23 protein-coding genes are annotated in these 17,927 nt (G+C 59.4%); 10 read left to right on the top strand and 13 right to left on the bottom strand.

Going from position 1 to position 17,927, the window contains the following annotated elements:
- Positions 1-74: 74 nt before the first annotated feature.
- Positions 75-1,103: a heat-inducible transcription repressor HrcA gene (hrcA, locus tag HZC36_13930; GenBank protein ID MBI5708076.1), complete on the top strand. Its 1,029-nt coding sequence runs from the start codon at positions 75-77 to the stop codon at positions 1,101-1,103.
- An 18-nt stretch (positions 1,104-1,121) separates the two neighbouring features.
- Here the strand turns inward: hrcA and HZC36_13925 are convergent, their stop codons facing one another.
- From HZC36_13925 to HZC36_13915, 3 genes are all read right to left on the bottom strand, one after another.
- Positions 1,122-1,724, bottom strand: coding sequence for a phosphatase PAP2 family protein (locus HZC36_13925; protein MBI5708075.1), 603 nt, complete (start codon positions 1,722-1,724; stop codon positions 1,122-1,124).
- Positions 1,725-1,934: 210 nt separating this feature from the next.
- The gene (locus HZC36_13920) at positions 1,935-2,969 is read right to left on the bottom strand and encodes an ABC transporter permease (GenBank protein MBI5708074.1); all 1,035 of its coding nucleotides are present in this window, start codon (positions 2,967-2,969) and stop codon (positions 1,935-1,937) included.
- 34 nt (positions 2,970-3,003) lie between these two features.
- Entirely contained in the window at positions 3,004-4,041 is a 1,038-nt protein-coding gene (locus HZC36_13915; GenBank protein MBI5708073.1) for a substrate-binding domain-containing protein, read from the bottom strand.
- 173 nt (positions 4,042-4,214) lie between these two features.
- On the opposite strand from HZC36_13915, the gene HZC36_13910 reads away from it, so the two are divergent.
- On the top strand, positions 4,215-4,898 hold the full coding sequence (locus HZC36_13910; protein MBI5708072.1) for a PEP-CTERM sorting domain-containing protein: 684 nt from the start codon (positions 4,215-4,217) through the stop codon (positions 4,896-4,898).
- Between the two features lie 81 nt (positions 4,899-4,979).
- Here the strand turns inward: HZC36_13910 and HZC36_13905 are convergent, their stop codons facing one another.
- Positions 4,980-5,801, bottom strand: a complete 822-nt coding sequence (locus tag HZC36_13905) for an MBL fold metallo-hydrolase (GenBank protein ID MBI5708071.1) — start codon at positions 5,799-5,801, stop codon at positions 4,980-4,982.
- A 111-nt stretch (positions 5,802-5,912) separates the two neighbouring features.
- Between HZC36_13905 and HZC36_13900 the strand changes: the two genes are divergently transcribed.
- Together HZC36_13900 and araH are read left to right on the top strand one after the other, a co-directional pair.
- Positions 5,913-6,935, top strand: coding sequence for an arabinose ABC transporter substrate-binding protein (locus tag HZC36_13900; protein ID MBI5708070.1), 1,023 nt, complete (start codon positions 5,913-5,915; stop codon positions 6,933-6,935).
- A gap of 25 nt (positions 6,936-6,960) precedes the next feature.
- The gene (gene araH, locus HZC36_13895) at positions 6,961-7,911 is read left to right on the top strand and encodes an L-arabinose ABC transporter permease AraH (GenBank protein ID MBI5708069.1); all 951 of its coding nucleotides are present in this window, start codon (positions 6,961-6,963) and stop codon (positions 7,909-7,911) included.
- Positions 7,912-8,355: 444 nt separating this feature from the next.
- Here araH and HZC36_13890 read toward each other — a convergent pair whose 3' ends face one another.
- The 3 genes from HZC36_13890 to HZC36_13880 form a co-directional block, all read right to left on the bottom strand.
- A complete protein-coding gene (locus tag HZC36_13890) occupies positions 8,356-9,111 on the bottom strand; it encodes a hypothetical protein (GenBank protein MBI5708068.1) in 756 nt (251 codons plus the stop codon).
- Positions 9,112-9,270: 159 nt separating this feature from the next.
- Positions 9,271-9,609, bottom strand: a complete 339-nt coding sequence (locus HZC36_13885; protein ID MBI5708067.1) for a hypothetical protein — start codon at positions 9,607-9,609, stop codon at positions 9,271-9,273.
- 20 nt (positions 9,610-9,629) lie between these two features.
- Complete coding sequence (locus HZC36_13880) at positions 9,630-9,968, bottom strand: hypothetical protein (protein MBI5708066.1); 339 nt, start codon at positions 9,966-9,968, stop codon at positions 9,630-9,632.
- A gap of 295 nt (positions 9,969-10,263) precedes the next feature.
- Here HZC36_13880 and HZC36_13875 point away from each other — a divergent pair, with 295 nt between their 5' ends.
- Positions 10,264-10,617, top strand: coding sequence for a helix-turn-helix transcriptional regulator (locus HZC36_13875; GenBank protein ID MBI5708065.1), 354 nt, complete (start codon positions 10,264-10,266; stop codon positions 10,615-10,617).
- 221 nt (positions 10,618-10,838) lie between these two features.
- A complete protein-coding gene (locus HZC36_13870) occupies positions 10,839-11,876 on the top strand; it encodes an HlyD family efflux transporter periplasmic adaptor subunit (GenBank protein MBI5708064.1) in 1,038 nt (345 codons plus the stop codon).
- On the opposite strand, the gene HZC36_13865 is transcribed toward HZC36_13870, so the two are convergent.
- On the bottom strand, positions 11,863-12,435 hold the full coding sequence (locus tag HZC36_13865) for an RNA polymerase sigma factor (protein ID MBI5708063.1): 573 nt from the start codon (positions 12,433-12,435) through the stop codon (positions 11,863-11,865). The genes HZC36_13870 and HZC36_13865 overlap by 14 nt on opposite strands.
- Before the next feature lie 364 nt (positions 12,436-12,799).
- On the opposite strand from HZC36_13865, the gene HZC36_13860 reads away from it, so the two are divergent.
- From HZC36_13860 to HZC36_13850, 3 genes are all read left to right on the top strand, one after another.
- The gene (locus HZC36_13860; protein MBI5708062.1) at positions 12,800-13,198 is read left to right on the top strand and encodes a hypothetical protein; all 399 of its coding nucleotides are present in this window, start codon (positions 12,800-12,802) and stop codon (positions 13,196-13,198) included.
- 23 nt (positions 13,199-13,221) lie between these two features.
- Positions 13,222-13,830, top strand: coding sequence for a hypothetical protein (locus tag HZC36_13855; protein MBI5708061.1), 609 nt, complete (start codon positions 13,222-13,224; stop codon positions 13,828-13,830).
- A 121-nt stretch (positions 13,831-13,951) separates the two neighbouring features.
- On the top strand, positions 13,952-14,332 hold the full coding sequence (locus HZC36_13850) for a hypothetical protein (GenBank protein ID MBI5708060.1): 381 nt from the start codon (positions 13,952-13,954) through the stop codon (positions 14,330-14,332).
- Positions 14,333-14,395: 63 nt separating this feature from the next.
- On the opposite strand, the gene HZC36_13845 is transcribed toward HZC36_13850, so the two are convergent.
- Entirely contained in the window at positions 14,396-14,653 is a 258-nt protein-coding gene (locus HZC36_13845; protein MBI5708059.1) for a hypothetical protein, read from the bottom strand.
- A gap of 88 nt (positions 14,654-14,741) precedes the next feature.
- Entirely contained in the window at positions 14,742-15,362 is a 621-nt protein-coding gene (locus HZC36_13840) for a helix-turn-helix transcriptional regulator (protein ID MBI5708058.1), read from the bottom strand.
- A gap of 243 nt (positions 15,363-15,605) precedes the next feature.
- Between HZC36_13840 and HZC36_13835 the strand changes: the two genes are divergently transcribed.
- The gene (locus tag HZC36_13835) at positions 15,606-16,025 is read left to right on the top strand and encodes a helix-turn-helix transcriptional regulator (GenBank protein MBI5708057.1); all 420 of its coding nucleotides are present in this window, start codon (positions 15,606-15,608) and stop codon (positions 16,023-16,025) included.
- A gap of 172 nt (positions 16,026-16,197) precedes the next feature.
- Here HZC36_13835 and HZC36_13830 read toward each other — a convergent pair whose 3' ends face one another.
- The 3 genes from HZC36_13830 to HZC36_13820 are packed head-to-tail and all read right to left on the bottom strand — an operon-like array spanning position 16,198 to position 17,508.
- Positions 16,198-16,674 (bottom strand): hypothetical protein, encoded by a 477-nt coding sequence (locus HZC36_13830; protein ID MBI5708056.1) that lies wholly within the window; start codon positions 16,672-16,674, stop codon positions 16,198-16,200.
- A gap of 42 nt (positions 16,675-16,716) precedes the next feature.
- On the bottom strand, positions 16,717-17,337 hold the full coding sequence (locus HZC36_13825) for a helix-turn-helix transcriptional regulator (GenBank protein ID MBI5708055.1): 621 nt from the start codon (positions 17,335-17,337) through the stop codon (positions 16,717-16,719).
- Between the two features lie 15 nt (positions 17,338-17,352).
- Positions 17,353-17,508: a lmo0937 family membrane protein gene (locus tag HZC36_13820; GenBank protein MBI5708054.1), complete on the bottom strand. Its 156-nt coding sequence runs from the start codon at positions 17,506-17,508 to the stop codon at positions 17,353-17,355.
- Positions 17,509-17,927: the final 419 nt, after the last annotated feature.

The raw sequence follows: 17,927 nt of genomic DNA, 5'->3' as shown, positions 1-17,927 counted from the left end.
GATATTGAGACGCTCCGAGTCTCCATCCCGTAGCATCCCCGTCTCCAAGTAAACTCCAACTTGGCCCTCGCACCATGGAAGACCTTCAGCCGCGACAGAGAATCCTCCTCCGCGCCGTCATTCTCGAGTACATCGATACCGCCGAGCCAATCGCCTCGGAACAACTCGTTCACCGGTTCGACCTCGGCGTGAGCTCAGCCACGGTGCGCAACGAGATGGCCGAAATGGCCCATCGCGGGTTTCTTGAGCAGCCGCATACCAGTGCCGGAAGGATCCCAAGCGACCTTGGCTACCGCTATTTCGTGGACCGGCTGATTCAGTCCTCTGCGCCGTCTGCGGAGAACAAGCAGGCCCTTCGCACGGTAACCGCCGATGGCGGGTTCTTGCAGAGCCTGGTCAGCGAAACCACGGCCGCCTTGAGCCGCTTGACCCACCTCCTCAGCGCGGCAGCGATTACCAAGGACGCTTCGCTCAGGTTCCGGTCGGCCATTCTGAGCGCTATTGGCCCGCATCAAGCGCTTCTGGTCTTGGTGCTTTCGAACGGCTCTGTCGAGAGCAAGATGGTGGAGTGCCCGGCTCAGCTCACCCTTGAGCAAATCGGCGAGGCGAACGCCGAGCTTGCAAGCATGGTGGTTGGCAAGACTATGCGGGAGGGCTCCAAGTATCGGTCATCCCAGAAGGGGCCGCAGCAGCCGTATGACAAGCTGATGGCGTTGGTCGCGGGACATGTACGGTCGGTCGCCAAGGAGCGCTCGAAGGGCGCAGTGGTCACTCACGGAGAGGAGTTCCTGTTCGGGCAGCCTGAATTCACGAGGGACGCCCAGCGCCTGAGCTCGCTGCTGGACGACCTCAAGCGGTCGGAGGCTCTGTACGACGCGGTCCACTCCCCCGACGCCACCGGAACGGTGACCATCGGCAAAGAAAACCGTGCCGAACAGATGCGCGAGTTGGCTGTAGTGCGACAGACCTTCTCGGTCGGCGGCCATGAAGTGGGCAGCATCGCCATCATCGGCCCGACACGCCTCCCGTATGAGGAGCACATCCCCCTGGTCAACTTCACCGCAACGGCGCTGACCGACGCCTTGACGAAGTACTTCGGCTAGCCCGCTCCCAATTTCGGCTCAAGACGGCTCTGAGGGATCGGGAGCCCTCTTTCGGTCGCTCAAGACCCACATCACAAGACATCCCGAAAAAACTCCAACCGCCGCCCCTGCCAAGACGTCGGTGGGCCAGTGGACGCCACGATAGACACGGCTGAACCCGACAAGACAGGCCCAGAGCAACGCAACCCATCCAAAGAGGGGTTTTTCGGTTCTGCAAGTAAGCCAGACGACCATTGCCACGGCGAATGCGCTCGCCGTGTGCCCACTGGGAAAGGCGCTGTGAAAGAAAGTCTCTTGCGGGTTAGCAATCGCTAGCTGGCTCGGCCGGTCCCGGCTTACCCACTGCTTAAGGTACAGGCTTGAGAGAATCCCCGACACCGCCCAAGCCGCGACATAGGGCAAAGCGATCCGCGTGAACAGCACGCCTGCTTTCCCCTGGACCGCATCCCCCCCTTTTTTGTGGACGAGTGCGCCGCCATAGGCGATCCCCACAACGAGCAGCTGCACCCATCCCAAACCCGAGGTGCTGATGACCCAGAAGAAGGGATCGAGCCATTCGCGATGCCACCCGATGTGGATGGCCCGAAAGAGCTCTTGGTCCAGACCCCAGATTCGCTGCACCCGTCAAGTGTACTTGGCGGCTAGCCAACTCCCTCCCAATAGTGATGATCGAGCTATGGCCCAAACGGGGTCAGCAGAGAGTAGCCAGGGGGTTGAGGCCTCCGGGCCGACACCCCTGGAAGAATGCCATCCAATGCTCCCGCACCCCGAAAGGGGTGCCACAAACCTAGCGCTACCTTCCCCAACTGCGCTCCATTCGGCCCCGCCTCTCTACTTCTTGCGCAGCCGGTCGAGTCCCACGGCGATCACGATGATCGCGCCGGTGACGATGCCCTGCACCCAGTTCGGGAGCCCGTAGCGGTCGCACCCAACGCCGATCGTGCCCATGATGAGCGCGCCCAAGAGGGTCCCGGGAATGGAGCCGAGCCCTCCAGAGAGGCTGGCCCCTCCGATGACGACGGCGGCGATCACGTCCAACTCCAGACCGACCGCCACGGTGGGATCGCCAACCGTTAGGCGCGAAAATTGCATGACGCCGGCCAACCCCGCAAACAGCCCCATGAGCGCGAAGACCCAGATGCGGGTTCGGTCCACCTGGATACCCGAGTAGTGCGCGGCCTGCTCATTGCCCCCCAAAGCGACCACCTGCCTGCCAAAACGGCTATTTCGAAGCAGAAGGCTGGCCGCCACCGCCATGAGCAGCATCAGCCAAACCCCGGGCGGAAACCGCATCCACTGACGGTCCGGCGGGAGCTTCGCGAGCAGAGAGCTGACCCAGGTCGAGGGTGCATCGATCTTCTGTTCGGCGGCGAATCCCGTCGCGAGCCCGCGAATGATGCCCATAGTGCCGAGGGTGACGATGAACGCCCCCACCTTGAGCTTGGTGATCAGCAGACCGTTGAGGAAGCCACAGGCCACCGCCGCCAGGATGCCCGCCAAGATCGCGAGCAAGGGTGAAAACGCCGGCTGCAGGTTGGCGACATCCATGGCCGCCGCATCGCCAGGTACCCCGTGAAAGGCCCGGTACGCGGGGTGCAGCATGTAGCCGATCACGACGGTAACGAACGCCACCATCGACCCGACCGAGAGGTCGATCCCGCCGCTGATGATCACGAACGTCATCCCTAGAGCGGCGAGCGCAACGATCGTCGTCTGCCGTGCGATGGTCTCAAAGGTGCCCTGGGTCCAGAAGCCTTCGCCGATCAGGAACCGGAACAGAACGATGATCGCCAGCCACGAAAGGGCGAGGCTGAGCACTTCGGCGTAGCGCCGAAGCGTGGACTTCCCTTTGGAAGCGTCGAGCATGGCCATCGTCGTCGAGTCTGCTCAGTCTGGCTGATTACTTTGGCTGGGGCGGGAACAGCAGCTTTTGGCTCTCAGGGCTGGCCATGTTTTCGGGCGTGATAACCGAAACGCCGGTGTCGACACGCTTCTCCACCTTCTCGCCCTTGATGGCAGCCACGATGGTCTTAACCCCCTCATAGCCCATCTTGTAAGGGTTTTGAAGCACCAAACCCATGACCTGCCCTCCCTTCATGCCGTCCACCAGTTTTGCGGAGCTGTCGAACCCGACGAACTTCACCTTGCCTGCGAGCCCAGCATCCTGAAGCGCGCGCAGCATCCCGAAAGTTGTGGATTCATTAGGGCAGAAGATGCCGTCGATGGAGAGCGAGCCGTCCGGCTTTTTGAACCTGCCGATGAGGTTTTCGCTGGCGGCCATGGCGCTCTCCGTCGTGGCGCCGCCCTGCTGTTCTTCGCTGGCAACGGTGATGCCCGGGCTGGCTTTCATCGCCTCCAAGAAGCCCGCCTCACGGTTCATGGTACTGGCAGAACCTGTCTGGTAGCGAAGCATGACCACCTTCCCCTTGCCGCCGAGGAGCTGGGCCAAGTGCTCGCCGCCCATCTGCCCGCCCTTCTTGTTGTCGGTCGCCACAAAGCTCGCGTACTTGTCGGTCTTCACATCGGAGTCGATGATCACCACCGGGATGCCGGCATCGGCCGCGGCGTCCACCGGCGCGCGCAGCGCGGTGTCGTCCAGCGGGGCCAGCACGATCCCGCTCACCTTCTCGTCGATGAACGACTCCACGACCTTGATCTGGCCGTCCTTGTCGTCTTCCTTGACCGGGCCCTTCCAGATGATCTCGACCCCAAGCTCCTTCGCTGCGTCCTCGGCCCCTGCGTGAATGGCCTTCCAGAACTCGTGGGTGGTGCCCTTGGGGATGACGGCGATCCTCAGCTTGTCTGCTGCGCCGGCCTGGCTCCCGGACGTGTTGCCCGCGCCCGAGCCATCTGCACTGCCCGATCCTCCAGACCCCGAGCACCCCGCCAACAGCAGCAAGGCACAGGCAGCGACGAAACTGGTGAATGAGTACTTCATGGGATCAAGAACCCTCCGGATTGGTTAGCATTCTGCACCACCCGTACTTTCCCCTGCAAAACCGGCAATTCTTCTAGGGGCAATCTGATAGTGAATACGTATTCTCGTTGTATCCTGAATGTGACGTCTGTCTATTTGGCGCCCACACGGGCGTGATTCGAGGAGGAATCTGTATGAAAAAGGGTCTATGGACCACGGTGTTCTTGGTAACTGGCGCCTCATTGGCGCTGGGCCAAACCTACTATCTTCGAGGCGAGTTCAACGGTTGGGGAACGTCCGATCCCCTGAATGGCATGGGCGGCGGGCATTACATGCTCACCATGGGCGGCCTGACTCCGGGCTCTCTCTACAACTTCAAAGTCGCCAATGGCGACTGGTCGGAAAACGCTCCTGGAACGGACTGCCGTACAGCGGCCGATGCCGCCGGCAACTTAACCGTCCACATGTTCAAGAGCTATCCGTTTGCCGATGGTTGGAACCCGGACGGCTGGTGGCGGCTCGGCTACGACGATCCTGGCCAGTTCGGTTGGGAAGTGGTGGGCAGTATGAGCGGCTGGGGATCCGGCGGCTTTGACCTGGCCAATATGGGCGGCGGCCTCTACTCGGGCGACTTCGCTTTCGCGGCGGGAGACTACGAGTGGAAGTTCCGCAAGTCGGGCGACTGGGCTGTAAGCATCGGCGGAGACTTCGGCAACGGCGCCGGAAACAACACGCTCCATGTGAATGACGGCGACGTGATCCGCTTCGAGCTCGACCTGCCCAACGGGCGATGGCGAACCACCCTTGTGCCCGAACCGGCATCGCTGGCCGGAATCGCACTGGGCTTCGGCATACTGCTCCGACGCAGAACGCGATAGGCGCTTCATTTAGGGAAACGGAGCCCGTTTGGTCGTTCCAAGTGGACGGCGAGGCGGGCTTCCTGCTTGGGTCCCATCGCTTTACGCCTCGGGCATTTCGAAAGGCTCGGAAATGAACGCCCTTCCCCGCTCGTCGAAGCCCAGCTTCCCAGCGGCGAGTTTGGGATCGTGTTCAAAGACCACGGTCCAGCGCTCCCCGACGGCTTGCCTGATGAAGGCATCCTTTTCCGCCATGCAGGTCTGCGCGCACATGTCGTAGCCCATCACGTACATCATGGGCGCGTGCGCCGAGGTGGGCATCAGGTCCGCCGGATAAACCGCCGTGTTCGTTCCATCCGTAACCTTGATCCATTGCAGCCCCCGGGTGTGCCCGTGGACTTGATGAACGCTCACGCCCGGCAGAACCTCTTGGCCATCCTCGGTATGGATCGTCTCAACCTGCTCCAGCACCTGCAGGTCCTCTATCAGGTAGCTCGCCCGCTCGCGCGGGTGGGGGCTTCGGGCGTTTCGCACGTTCTCAGCGCTCACCCAATGCCGCGCGCCGGGATAGTTGGGGGTTGCAACGCCATTCTCGATCTGTGTGATCCCACTGGCGTGATCGAAATGCAGATGGGTGAGGAGAACGTCGGTCACGCCGGGGATGGGAGAATAGGCCTCATCGGCCAGGGCGAAGATCGCTCGTTGCTTTTCGCTCCATCGGTCGCCGCATCCCGCGTCGATCATCACCTTGCGGCCCTCTCCCTCCAGGATCAATGAACGCGTCGCCAAGAGGATGCGGTTGCTCTCGTCGGCGGGCGCAGACAGATCCCAGAGGTTCTTTGGTATTGAGCCAAACATCGCGCCGCCGTCGAGCCGAAAGAAACCGTGATTGTGGACCGAGAGCATGTAGGGGCCGATGCGCATGGTTGCTGCATTGTGGACCATTTCCGTGTGACAACCGGCCCCTCCACGAGCCCGGCTGTGCGGGCCCGGCAGACTGCGGTACGCTTGAACGGTCCGCCTTGGAGGTTCCAAATGGTTCGCTGGTACAAGCTCCTGCTTCTCGCCTTCTTGTCCATGCTCTTGTTCGGCTGCAGCGGAGGGGCTCCGGCGGAGAAACAAGCGTCGGACCAGCCCGCCGAAGGATCGAAGATCAAGATCGCATTCATCGTCAAGCAGCCGGAAGAACCCTGGTTTCAGCTTGAATGGCGGTTCGCGGATGAGGCGGCCAAGGAACTGGGCTTCGAGCTGATCAAAATCGCGGCGACCGATAGTGAGCAGGTCCTAAGCAAGATCGAGAATGCGGCCGCTCAAGGCGCTCAAGGGCTGATCATCTGCACCCCCGACGTCCGCCTGGGACCGGCAATCGTCTCAAAATGCCAACAAAGGAACCTCAAGCTCCTGACGGTTGACGATCAGCTTTTGGGAGCGGACGGCAAGTTCCTCGACGTCCACCACCTCGGGATCAGCGCGAAGAAGATAGGCATCTCGCTGGGCGAGTCCCTGATTGCCGAGATGGGCGCACGCGGCTGGAAGCCTGAGGAAACCGGGATGCTCGTGGTCACTCGCAAAGAACTTGACACGGCGCGGGAAAGGACGGACGGCGCCATCGAGGGCGCCAAGGCCAAGGGCTTCCCGGCCGGACAGATCTACGAGACCCCCCAGAAAACGACCGACGTACCTGGCGGGCGCGATGCGGCAACCGTCGTTTTGACCCAGCACCCTAACGTCAAGTACTGGCTCATCGCAGGCATGAACGACTCTGCCTCGATGGGTGCGGTTCGGGCCACGGAGGCCTTCAACATCCCGGCGGAACGCGTAATAGGAATTGGGATCAACGGCGACTCGGCGCTGGAGGACCTGAAGAAGGAGAAGCCAACGGGCCTTTTTGGGTCGATCCTCCTACAAGCGAAACGGCACGGCCACGACACCTGCGAGATGATGTTCAAGTGGCTCAAAGAGGGGGTCGAGCCCCCCAGAATCACTTACACCGACGGGATCCTGATCACCCGGGACAACTACAAAAAGGTCCTTGAAGAGCAGGGCCTGATCCCCTAAATCAGCCCGAGGACGGCTATTCCCCATGGGCAAGAACCTGCGCATCCTCTGGGACCGGGCCGGAATTGGCCTTGTGCTTGTGGGCTTGCTCATCTACGCGGCAACCGTCCCCAACTTCGCCACCGCCACCAACCTTGTCTACTCGCTCGGGCTCAGCCTCACCACCACGGGCATCGTGGCTTGCGGGATGCTGTTCTGCCTGGCATCGGGCGATTTCGACCTTTCCGTGGGCTCTGTGGCAGCGTTTGCGGGCACTCTGACGGCGGTGCTTCTCGCCAAGGGCCTGGGAGCCGTTCCATCCCTCTTCATTGCCTTGTTGGCGAGCATGGCGATAGGCGCTGTGAACGGGGCAATTATCGCGGTGGTGGGCATCAACGCCCTGATCACCACCCTGGCGACCATGCAGATCGTGCGCGGGACCGCCTACCTTTTGAACGATGGCAACTCGCTCGGAATTGGGGACGAAACGGTGGCCAAGATTGGAACGGGCAACCTCGCCGGCATCCCAATGCCCATCTGGATCCTCGTGCTCTGTTTGGTGGTGTTTGGCCTGCTTCTTCATCGCACGGTTTTCGGAAGGCACACGCTCGCCATCGGGGGCAACAAGGAAGCGACGTTCTACGCCGGCGTGCCGCTATCGAGGGTCAAGATTACGATCTTCGCCCTCCAGGCCCTGCTGGCGGGGCTCGCGGGGGTAGTGAGCTCGGCGCAGCAGCAGCTCGGCGACCCAAAAAGCATGATGGGCCTAGAGCTCAGGGTCATTAGTGCCTGTGTGCTTGGCGGTGTGTCTTTGACGGGTGGGCTCGGGTCGATCTTTCACGTCGTGGTCGGGGTGCTCATCATGGGCACCGTTCAGAACGTGATGGACCTGAAGAGCGTGCCGACCTTCTATCAGTACTTGATCTCAGGGGCGATTCTGCTGGCAGCCGTCATGCTGGACCGCCTCAAAACTCGGAGCAAGCCTGGCAAGGCCTGAGCCGAGTGAAAATGGGCGGGCCGATCGCTTTCTTGATAAGGACTTCCTGCCGCAACCCCGCGCGAGACTCCCTCGGCACAAAGGAGCAACCGTTCGGGGAAAACCCTGGTGGACCGCGAAGGACTCGAACCTTCGACCCGCTGATTGAGAGAATCGGCCTGGCAACCGATGCGCCCTCTTTCCGCCAAGCCCCAAGACGGTCCATTTCATGCCGCTGCGCGGGTTCGAGGCCAAAGACGCGCCTCGCCGTGCTGGAAACAATGCCCTCATTCCGGAGGGCTTCCGGGATTGAGAGCTATCAGAAATGTCTCAAGGCTTCGCCGAGATTGGGGCCATCACGCCCGCGGTGTGAAAACCATTCCGCGCCGTTTTGAAGGGCGTTCTAGTTTCAAAGCGAACATGCGCTCGCTCACTACATAGGCTCCGCAGACCTGGCGGGCAGCCTCACCAGCCCCCATGGCCCTTCGCCTTTCCCTTACCATTGCCTTTGGACTTGCCGTTGCCAGCCCCTTTCTTGGAGGAGGCGTTGTCATGTCCAAAGGCCCTTCCAGATGACTTGCTTGACTTATGCTTGTTGTTCATGTGGGCGGGATAGGGCAAGCTCTTGGCTTTGACGGCGACCTTTCCGATCGTCTTCCATTCGTCGAAATCTACGTTGTGCCTTCTCAGCATAGGCTCCCAATTGTGGGAACGCCTGTATTCCGAGAAGACCCGTTCCGGGGTTCGATTGGATCTCCTCGCGACCAAGATCGATCCAATGGCATCTTCAGGGCTCGCCCCGCGCCGATAGATTCTTAATACGCGGTATGTGGGCACCCCGAATCGGCTTCCAAGCGCGCTGCTCCAGATTCTCCCTGAGTCAAATGCACCGGCCCGGCGAAGCTTGTTGAAGCGGCCTGGCTGCATTCCAATCCGGTGGGCGACCTGGCCCCAGCCAAGACCCTCTTGCCTTAACCTCCATACGGTCTCAGCCTTCGTATTGCCTTTCGCGCTCATGGAGTAGATGGGTGCGAGATTGGCCATGGAAAGGCCGCTCGACGCGCCGAGGTTGAGGACATCCGGAAGCTGGGCTCCGAACTTCGCCGCTAAAATCTCAGCGGCGATTTTGTACAGCGCCGATTGCGCCCTTGCGGGTCCGACAAGGCACGAGAATAGGAGTCCAAGTGCGGCTCCGTAACGAAGAAATCGCTGTCTGTTCATTTCCTGTTTTCCTGGGTCTGGCGAAGACATTCGCTGAACCGTTTCCGATCGGAAAGCCAATCCGATTCCGGACAAACCTTTGTTTGTCGTTGAGTGGGGCGTATCAGCTTGGCGCCACTCGGTGCATTGGTCTTGTGAAGCACTAGATGAGGAGGTCTGCTATCCTCCGCCCGAGCTGCCTCCCGTTGTGTTGCCACCAGTTGTTCCGCCGCCCGTTGTCTGCCCAGTCGATCCGGCTGCGCCCGCTGCTCCTGCGGCACCGGCAGCGCCTTGCGCTCCTTGGGCGCCAGCGGCTCCGGGAGCACCAGTTGCGCCGGCGGCTCCGGGTGCACCGGCCGCGCCTTGTGTAGGAGGTGTCACGATTATCGTGTCCGGGTTCGAGCGCGATGGCGACCACCAGGCAAAATAGAGGACGGCGGCGATCACGGCGACGCCCAGCAAGACGAGAACGACGGATGTGAGCGAACGTGAGTCGGCTCGATCTTCTGTGTAAGACATTGTTTGCTCCTTTAGGTGAGCTACTTGCTCTTCGGGTCTCCGGGGAGCGTGTCGCTCGAGATTTCGACGCTGTTTTTGGCCCCGTCCTTGTCGGAGTCCAGACCTTCGATCTTCTTGAGAACGCTGCCGGTAAGGACCTTGGTGTTCTCCTGCGTCATGGCTTTCTTCAGGTCGGCGCCATAGGGATTGAGCTTCGCCGCCTTTGTCGTATGGCAGAATCCACACCCAGCCTTGGCGATCCTGCTTTCGGGCTTAATCCCGTATGTGCTGCGAAAGTCCTTGATAAACGCAGGCACAGCCAGCGCCACGGCCCAAAAGCCAACGGCGAAGGCAAAGAGCAGAATTCTGTAGACAGGCATGCACTCAGTGTCCCTAGTCACACCCTGAGCGCACAAGTCCGCTCTTCCTTGTCTATAGAAGCACTGACAGAAAATTCACGACTTGCCCGGCAGGTGCCCCTACGTGAAGAATGAATGTTGTGGAGCGGTTGGCCGGTGAACTCTGCGAAGCAGGGAGGGGCGTCTTGGCTCATTCGCTATGGGATAGATCGAGATGCGCCGCGAAGGGATGCCTCATCTTGTGACGGATGAACGCCCGGTCGCTCTGATACCGCTGGCCGGGCGGTTCTATGAACCGCAGTAAGTTGCGTGCCCTATGTTCAGAGATGCCCGACGAACGAAAGCACGCCAATCAGGGAGAGTAGTAACCATGGCACCTGCAACTGGCGAAGAATTATCTGGAATCGACGAAAGAACGAGCCTCTCGAGCCGTGAGGTTGAGATCCTCACCCTCCTGGCCAACGGGAGCTCCAGCAAAGAAGTAGCCAGCGCGCTATATCTATCAAAGCGAACCGTCGACTTCCATCTCGGAAACGCCTACCAAAAACTCGGAGTGGGCAATCGTGTGCAGGCCATCCTGGCGATTGGGCGAATGAACCTCGTTCCTGATGAGCCGGCTTTCGAGTACGTCGCAAAAGTGGTAGACGATATCTGCGCGGAGGCACGATAACTGTTCGCACCCCGGAGTCCGGAGCGTCGCCACTAGAAGAAAGGGCAGATTGCCTTCAGTAGCTTCGCGTCTGTAAACGATTCCAGTAAGGACGGACACATCAAATGACTATTTCACAGATACCCTACCTCGTTCTAGCCCTTCTGATCGCTGGATGCGCTTCACCGACCGCGGTGAGCCCCAACACGATCGGGAAGAAGCCAGTAGTTACAACAGACGTTGTGAAACGCCAGGACCTCGTCGGCTACAGCTTCTTTGATGGCAGGCTCCTTGTTCCTGAGGGCGCTCGCGCGACGGCCTACGCTCCTTACGACACGAAGGTTGCCTCCCTCGTTACAGGCATTGGAAAGCTTGTTCGCAGGGGCGATCCCATTATCAGGCTCGAAGTCCCTGGCGCAGACGCCGCTACGACTGCCGCCAAGTCGAATGTCGATGCCGCGCGCGCCGACTACTCGGCGCAGAAGGGCTCAAGTTCAGATCCGCTTCACGAGGCTCAGCGCGCATTGGCCGAGGCGCAAGCATCAGAAAAGGCAGCCCGCGACACCGTTGCCAATGGCGGCCAAGCCGACATCGAATACGCTGCCCAAGTTAGAATGGATGCCCAAGCTGTGCTCAAACAGGTTCAGCAAGAGCTTCGCGACACGCTGCAACCTTCGAAGGACGCCTTGCGCCGAGCCTCTGAAACCCTCGTTTCTGCGAGAGCCGACGCCGCTAAGGGAGTCGTTCGCGCACCCATTTCAGGGACCGTTGTGTGGCTCGAAGCTCAGCCCGGAATGGCCGTAACAGGTAAGCAGCTTCTGGCAACGGTCATCAACTTCGACGTTGTACGCGTGCAAGGCTTGGTGCCGGCCGAGCTCAAGGACCTCGTCGCCAAGAACTCTCGCGTGATCATTGCCATGAGTGGTCCCAATTCGGATCCCTTCGACGGTGTCGTCCTCGACGTCACTGTCGTACCGCCAGTCGAGGGAAAGACGGGGCCCGGATATCTGGCATCGATCCGGTTCCTCGCTCCGCGCGCGATCGCCCAGCCCGTTTTGTCGGTCAAGCGCATCGGCGTCAGAACAGGCTCCCTCAAAGGAGTCCTCGTCGTGCCCGTGGGAGCCTTGACCACGAAGGATGGGAAGTCCACCGTAAACGTTCAAAGCGGGGAAACGTGGGTGGTAACGGAGGTCCAAACCGGCATGACCGATGGCGCGCTCGTGGAAATAAAGTCCGGGCTCGCTGAGGGCGCGGTTGTAAGAGTGATCAGTGAAGAGTGAGTCTGGCTAGCTTGCAGCGCGCTCGAAAGATGCTGCTCTTTACTGTCCCAATGGGTATTCCCAGAAGCCGTGCCGTCTCCCTATAGGACCGCATCTCTAAGAAATGGGTGCGAAGCAGCTCCTCCTGGTGGCGCGGCAATCGCCGGAATGCCCTTAGGAGGGTTTGAAGCTCGTCATTCGTGGCGGCCACGTCGAACGGGGAAAGGCCCTTATCCTCGATCCGGAGTTCTGACTCACCGTCGTCTTCCACCTTGAGCACGTTTAGGCTTGTCTCTTTTCTCATCCTCTCCTTCCGTTTCATGGTAAGGAAGCAGTTGGAGGTGATACGGTGCAGCCATGTCGAGAAAGACCCTTGGCCGCTGTAGCTTGTGATTCCCCTTTGAACGCGGATCAACGTTTCCGAGACGATGTCCGCTGCATCGTCAAGATCGTGCGTCCAGTGCAGAGCATACTTGAAGGCAAGCTGTCTATGATCCCTTAAGAGAATGTCTAGCGCATCCTGGTCTCCATTCCGTGCCCGGTCAATCAAAATGTCCTGATTAATTGCAGATTGATTCATTTTCCACTTCACTTATGGGCTAGAGGCTGGGCTCTGACTATCAAGGCCAATTGCGAGAGCTCAAGAGAGTTGAACTGTTCAACTCGGCTCTTAGCTACGTTGGCCCTGCCATACAATATCCACTTCTCCCGGCTGAAGATAGTCACGGAATCTCTGTCTACAATTCATTGGACAAGCGCGTGTCCCCCACTTTACTGACAGCGCATTTCCGGACTGGTAGACACTCGAGGCATTGGTCAACAATGGGTTTGGATCAAGTGCTGTCGAACCGGAAGAAGGCCGCTGCAAAGAAGAAGATGCCGCTACAGAACAAGTTCTTTGCCGAGGGTCCCCGCTACAAGCGCGAGATCATGGAGCAACCAAAGTGGATCTAAACCAAACAAAGCACGAACTTCTCAACAATGACGGCGTTCGATTCGGCGGCGAGGAGTCTGATTACGTAGCATCAGCGTTCGGGTCCAGCTATGTGGCTCCTCATCATAGCCGCGGGCCCAACGAAGGGCGCCAGGTCGCAGAAAGCGCTATCCACTTCATGATGGCCTCTCCAGATCAAAATGCCATCCTTCTTGATCGCGAGTGGCACGTTCCCGGCGTGCCCTTCTCCTTTGCAAACATGTTCCTCTACCTGAAGATCGCCGAAGAGGCGCATTGTTGTATTAGAACTCTCTACATGCCTGCCGCCGAAGGCTTCGACCACATGCTCTTCGCAACTCGAGACCCCAGCGTTTCCGACCAGGAGTGCCTGGCCACTGTTGGGTTCTAAGGGCCATCAAGGCTTATACAAAGATGTTTCAACCTACAGGAATTCAGCTCCACCTCATCACGGGTCGTAAGCATATGTTCTATCAGGACAAGCCAGAGCTTGTTGCGGCCATCTGCAACGACCTGGATGGCCAGATATTCGCAAGATCGAGCTTGATCCTGGATAGCGCAGACGATGTGACCGCCTTTCCGGGCCAGGCGCTCATCGGCATCACGATCATGACCGATCCGCTTCCAGAGTTCTTCTTCGAAAGGGAAAGGAGTGCCAAGACGATCATCACGCAGATTAGCCAGGAGACCTTCCAATACCGAAGGCTGCAGATCATTTCAAAGGTCGAGGGCCGCATGGGGGTCATCCTTTCCGAGCTGGAGTTTGCCAGCGGCGAACGGCTCTTTCTCGAAGGCACAGCCATCGCTGCCAGCGGAATGAGCGAGAGAAGCGCATTGAGCCACCTGTTTGCGGGGCCATCCCTGTGGTGCCGACGCCTGGAGGGAGGTTTCAGTATCTGGAACACGGCCCACATCGTGTCTTGGTCGCACTATCCCAAGCTTGAGGCCCCCGCAAACGCATGGCCGGCAGAGTCGCTTCCCGAGCATGTGCTGAGCGACGCAAGAGTCGTCAGCATGCTGTGATCATAGAGCGCTCAGTGCCTGCGTGCGACGCCGAAAGCGCCGAGACAGGTGCTTCTGGGCTGCCTCCTGAGCTTTCTACGGCTCGGGCTCGTGCGAACCACGGTTTCAGGAGAAGAAAACAATGAAGCTATTCAACGGAATTCTAGTGTCGGCTGCTCTATTCGGCCTGGTGGGGGCGCCCATGCTCGTCCAGGCCCAGACGGACGCACAGATCAAGCACCGCCAGAAGACGAAGAACGACTGGCGCGATCTCGGGTACCTGTCAGGGGCCGCCGGACTGTTTGGCTTGCTAAAGGGTGACAAAACCCTGGTGTTCGTGGGCACTGCGGGAGCGCTGTATTCGGCATCGCGATATGAGCACGACCGCAAGAGCCAAAGCAAGATGAAGCGAGCACGCGCAACCCTGTTCAGCAGGAAGAGCTTCACCCGAAACGGCGTCCGGTACGTACGCCACACGACCACCAAGAACGGGAAGAAGTACTACTACTTCGCAAAGGCATAGGCCAAGATCTCGACTGAACCCAACCGACTCCCCTGGCCGTAGCACGGCCAGGGGAGTCTTGACCTACGACTTCGCCTGGCGCTCCATGTCCAGCAGCCGCGTGTAGTAGTCTGGGATCTCGTTCAGGTGCGCCCAGGCGATCTTGCCTGTCAATAGAGGGTCGTCACCCGTCACGTTTGTCCGGGGGTCGGCGTTGCCGTGCTCTAACTCCACACCCAGACCCATTTTGAACTGTTCGAGATCTGTCGCAGACCAGTCCACGCCTATCTTGTCGCCGATTGCCTTAGCCTGCACATCGGTAAAAGTTTGCTTTGCCATAATTCGACTCCTATCGCCCTTAGCGGGCGCAATTCCGGCCAAAGTGCACGCGCCACGGACGTCTGTGGACGGCGCGGCCATTCGGCACGTCTCACTCCTCCACGTAGTTCATGATGCCGATCGTGCCCATGATCTCATGGGCCTCGTCCAGAAGCGGCATGGCCCGCAATACCATCTTGCTGAACTCGCCTTTCAGCCTGAGGGTGGTTTCCAAGCCTTTCAAGGCTTCTAAATGCGCGGCGACGGGCGGAAAGGCGGGGTCCGTCGATTTGAATTTCTCGTAAACCGTCTTGCCTGTCTGCCAAACCACACCACAGTGGCTGGTCGGCATCTCGCCGTTCGCGATGATGGAAAGCGTCAGGCTCTTGTCGGTCGCCCAGCAGGCGGACTTGATCTGCTCCATCGCGAGCTCGAGCAGCGAGTGCGAGGCCCGCAGCTCCAGGAGCGTGTGCTCCCTTTCCGCTACGTGGTCGGTGAGATTGTCCCGGTCGACGTTTGCGGCGCGCAACGCCACGTCTGCACGGTCCTTGATGACTTTGGCCACCGAATCCGTGCGGCCAACCCCGCCCACCTTCATGCGGATGCGAAGCCAATACGTGTTCACTGTGCCCACGCTCAGATCGAGCTTGTGGGCGATTCCCTCGTTGGTGAGCCCTTGGATCGCGAGTTCGACGATCTGGGATTCACGCGGCGATAGTTCATGCGTGCTCATATTGTCGGCCTCCTCCGATATCCTGATGGGCCCCTGCCGAAGGGCCCGAGCCGAGAGAGGGCTTGTCTACATGTTGCTGTAATCGCAGACGAGTTTACAATCTTCAAATCCAAGGAAGCAATCGTAGGTACGTCGTCTTGACGGCACACCCGGCTGTACCCTGATGTCTGCGCTCAGAAGTTTCGACATGAAATGTTGCGCGCTCTACCATGTCCTCAGAAATGAGTGCATAATGTTGGTGGGATGAGCAACTTATCAGATCGAGAGGGCCAGGTGCTCTCCATGGCTGCGAAGGGCTATACCGATGACAGGATCGCCGCCGAACTTGATATCTCGGTCGCGACGGTTCGAGGCTATTGGCTTCGTGTTCGCGGCAAGCTGGGAGGCAAGACCCGCACCGAACTCGTTGCGAGGTGGCTTTTGGAGAGGTCGAGCGTGGAAGGCGACCGAGTTGCGCAGGCGCATCGAGACCAGACCCATCACCAACTCCAGGAGTTCAAGAGGCTTCTTGCCGACGAGCGGTCCTCCGTCGACCGGCTTCTGAAGGGCGGCACGGACGGCCAGCGCAAACGCGTGGGCGATATTCGGCGTAGTTCGGACCAGTCGATGCGTGAGGCCGACGGCGCTATGCCCGGCCATGCGGGGCAAGGGGAGCTTGAATAGCCCCGAAACGGGCGTGTTCTCTTTCAACCCCATTGGGATTGTGGGAATACACAGGGATAGTCTTATCCCTCAACCCTCGGAGGGTTAAGGGTCTCCTGCTTCAAGCCAAGTCCAACTCACAACGCGGGATCACTTCTCCCGCCCTTGAATGCCATCGAAGTTCGTGCGATACTCATTCGAGACCAGACTCAGCGGATAGGGCGGCTCCTCTCTCACGAACAAGGCCCCCCAAAACCAGTGCGGCGCCGATAATCACCAAGTTCTTCACGATGTACTGGCCCTCAAGCGTCAGATTCCAAAGCGCACCGTTGAAGCACCGAGCGGGCTGCAAGATCAGAGGAAGAAAGGTCCCAGGCAGCTGCAATGTCAGCAGCAGTAGACCCGCGCGATTCAGGACCGGGACCGCGAGGCATACGCCGATAGCCGCTTCCCACCAACCCAGAATCGGCACGAAAATATCCGGATCGAACCAATACACGGTCTTGACAACCAAGTCCGTGGCCGGACTGATGCCAAGCACTTTCAGCAAGCCGAACCAGACAAACACAACGCCGAGCCCAATGCGAAGGAACGGAACCCCGGTCCGCCAAAGCAGATGAGACAGCCACTTATCGAACCGGTCGAGGTCTGTTGGCACGATATCTAGTATTCCTCAACCCTGCGGGGGTTGACGGATATCTCCTGCCCCGGCCTACTCTCCGACGTAATTCATGATGCCGATGCAGCCCATGATCATCTGGGTCTCATCGCGCAGGGGGAGCGCCCGCAGCACCATCTTGTGGAACTCGCCTTCTAGCCTGATCATGGATTCGATACCCTTCAAGGCGTCCAAGTGAGCGGCGATGGCCGGAGATTTGGGGTCGTCGGTCTTGAAGATCTGGTAGACCGTCTTGCCCACCTCCCACACGACGCCAAGGTGGCTTTTTGGCATGGCGCCGTTGGCGATGATGCAGAGCGTCAACTCCTTGTCGGTGGCCCACACGGCCGAGAGGATTTGCTCCATGGCAAGGTGCAGAAGCGCGACCGATGCTCGCAACTCCAAGAGCGAGCGCTCGCTTCTCGCAACGTGGTCGCTAAGGTTGGCCATATCCACGTTTGCCGCACGGAGCGCCCTTTCCGCGCGCTCTTTGATGAGGTGTGCCACCGAGACCGTAGGCCCGACCCCACCTACTTTCATGCGAATTCGCAGCCAGTAGGCGTTCACCGATCCGATGCTGAGGCCGAGATTCTCAGCGATCGCTTCGTTGGTAAGGCCCTGGATCGCCAGTTCGACGATCTCGGCTTCGCGCGGGGAGAGGTTTTTGTCGGTCATGGTTGTGGGTAGCCGCTAGAGGCTCGATGAGCGACGGCCGCGGATCAACTCCAGCACCACCGCCACAACAGCAATGATGAGCAGGATGTGCAATAGGCCACCCATTGTCGTAGAGGTAAGCACTCCCAGAAGCCAGAGAACGCCGAGGATCAAAACGATTGTCCAAACCATAGTGCGGCCAGAGTACGTGGTTTGAAAATCACTTCACAAGTCCGCTGTTTCTTGTATGGGGATCCATGACATGGAATCTATGACTGGCACTGGGGGATCAATCCAATGTACCTTGCTTTCGATGGCTGCCGTCTCTCTAGGAAAGGAAGCACATGCTGGTGTTCTCGGAGAACGTGGCGCCGCAACATTCAGTGGAAGCGAGCCGTCGCACTGACAACAACTGAATATAACTGAATCAACTGCGGCCAATCCTCCCCTCGGCCGCGCCGGCCCCTCTACCTTTGGGGGGGCCGTTTTTTTATGGTCGTGATGTGGGTATCCGCATGAGCGTGCTGCAGCACCCAAGAGCAATGACGTCGCTGAGCCGAGAAACCTTGCAGAAGCCGTAAGTAAGGAGTCCGAAACAAAGGCACAACGAA

The organism is Armatimonadota bacterium, from assembly GCA_016223145.1.
Taxonomy (GTDB): Bacteria; Armatimonadota; Fimbriimonadia; order Fimbriimonadales; family Fimbriimonadaceae; genus Nitrosymbiomonas.
This window is presented reverse-complemented; position numbering and strand designations above follow the sequence as displayed.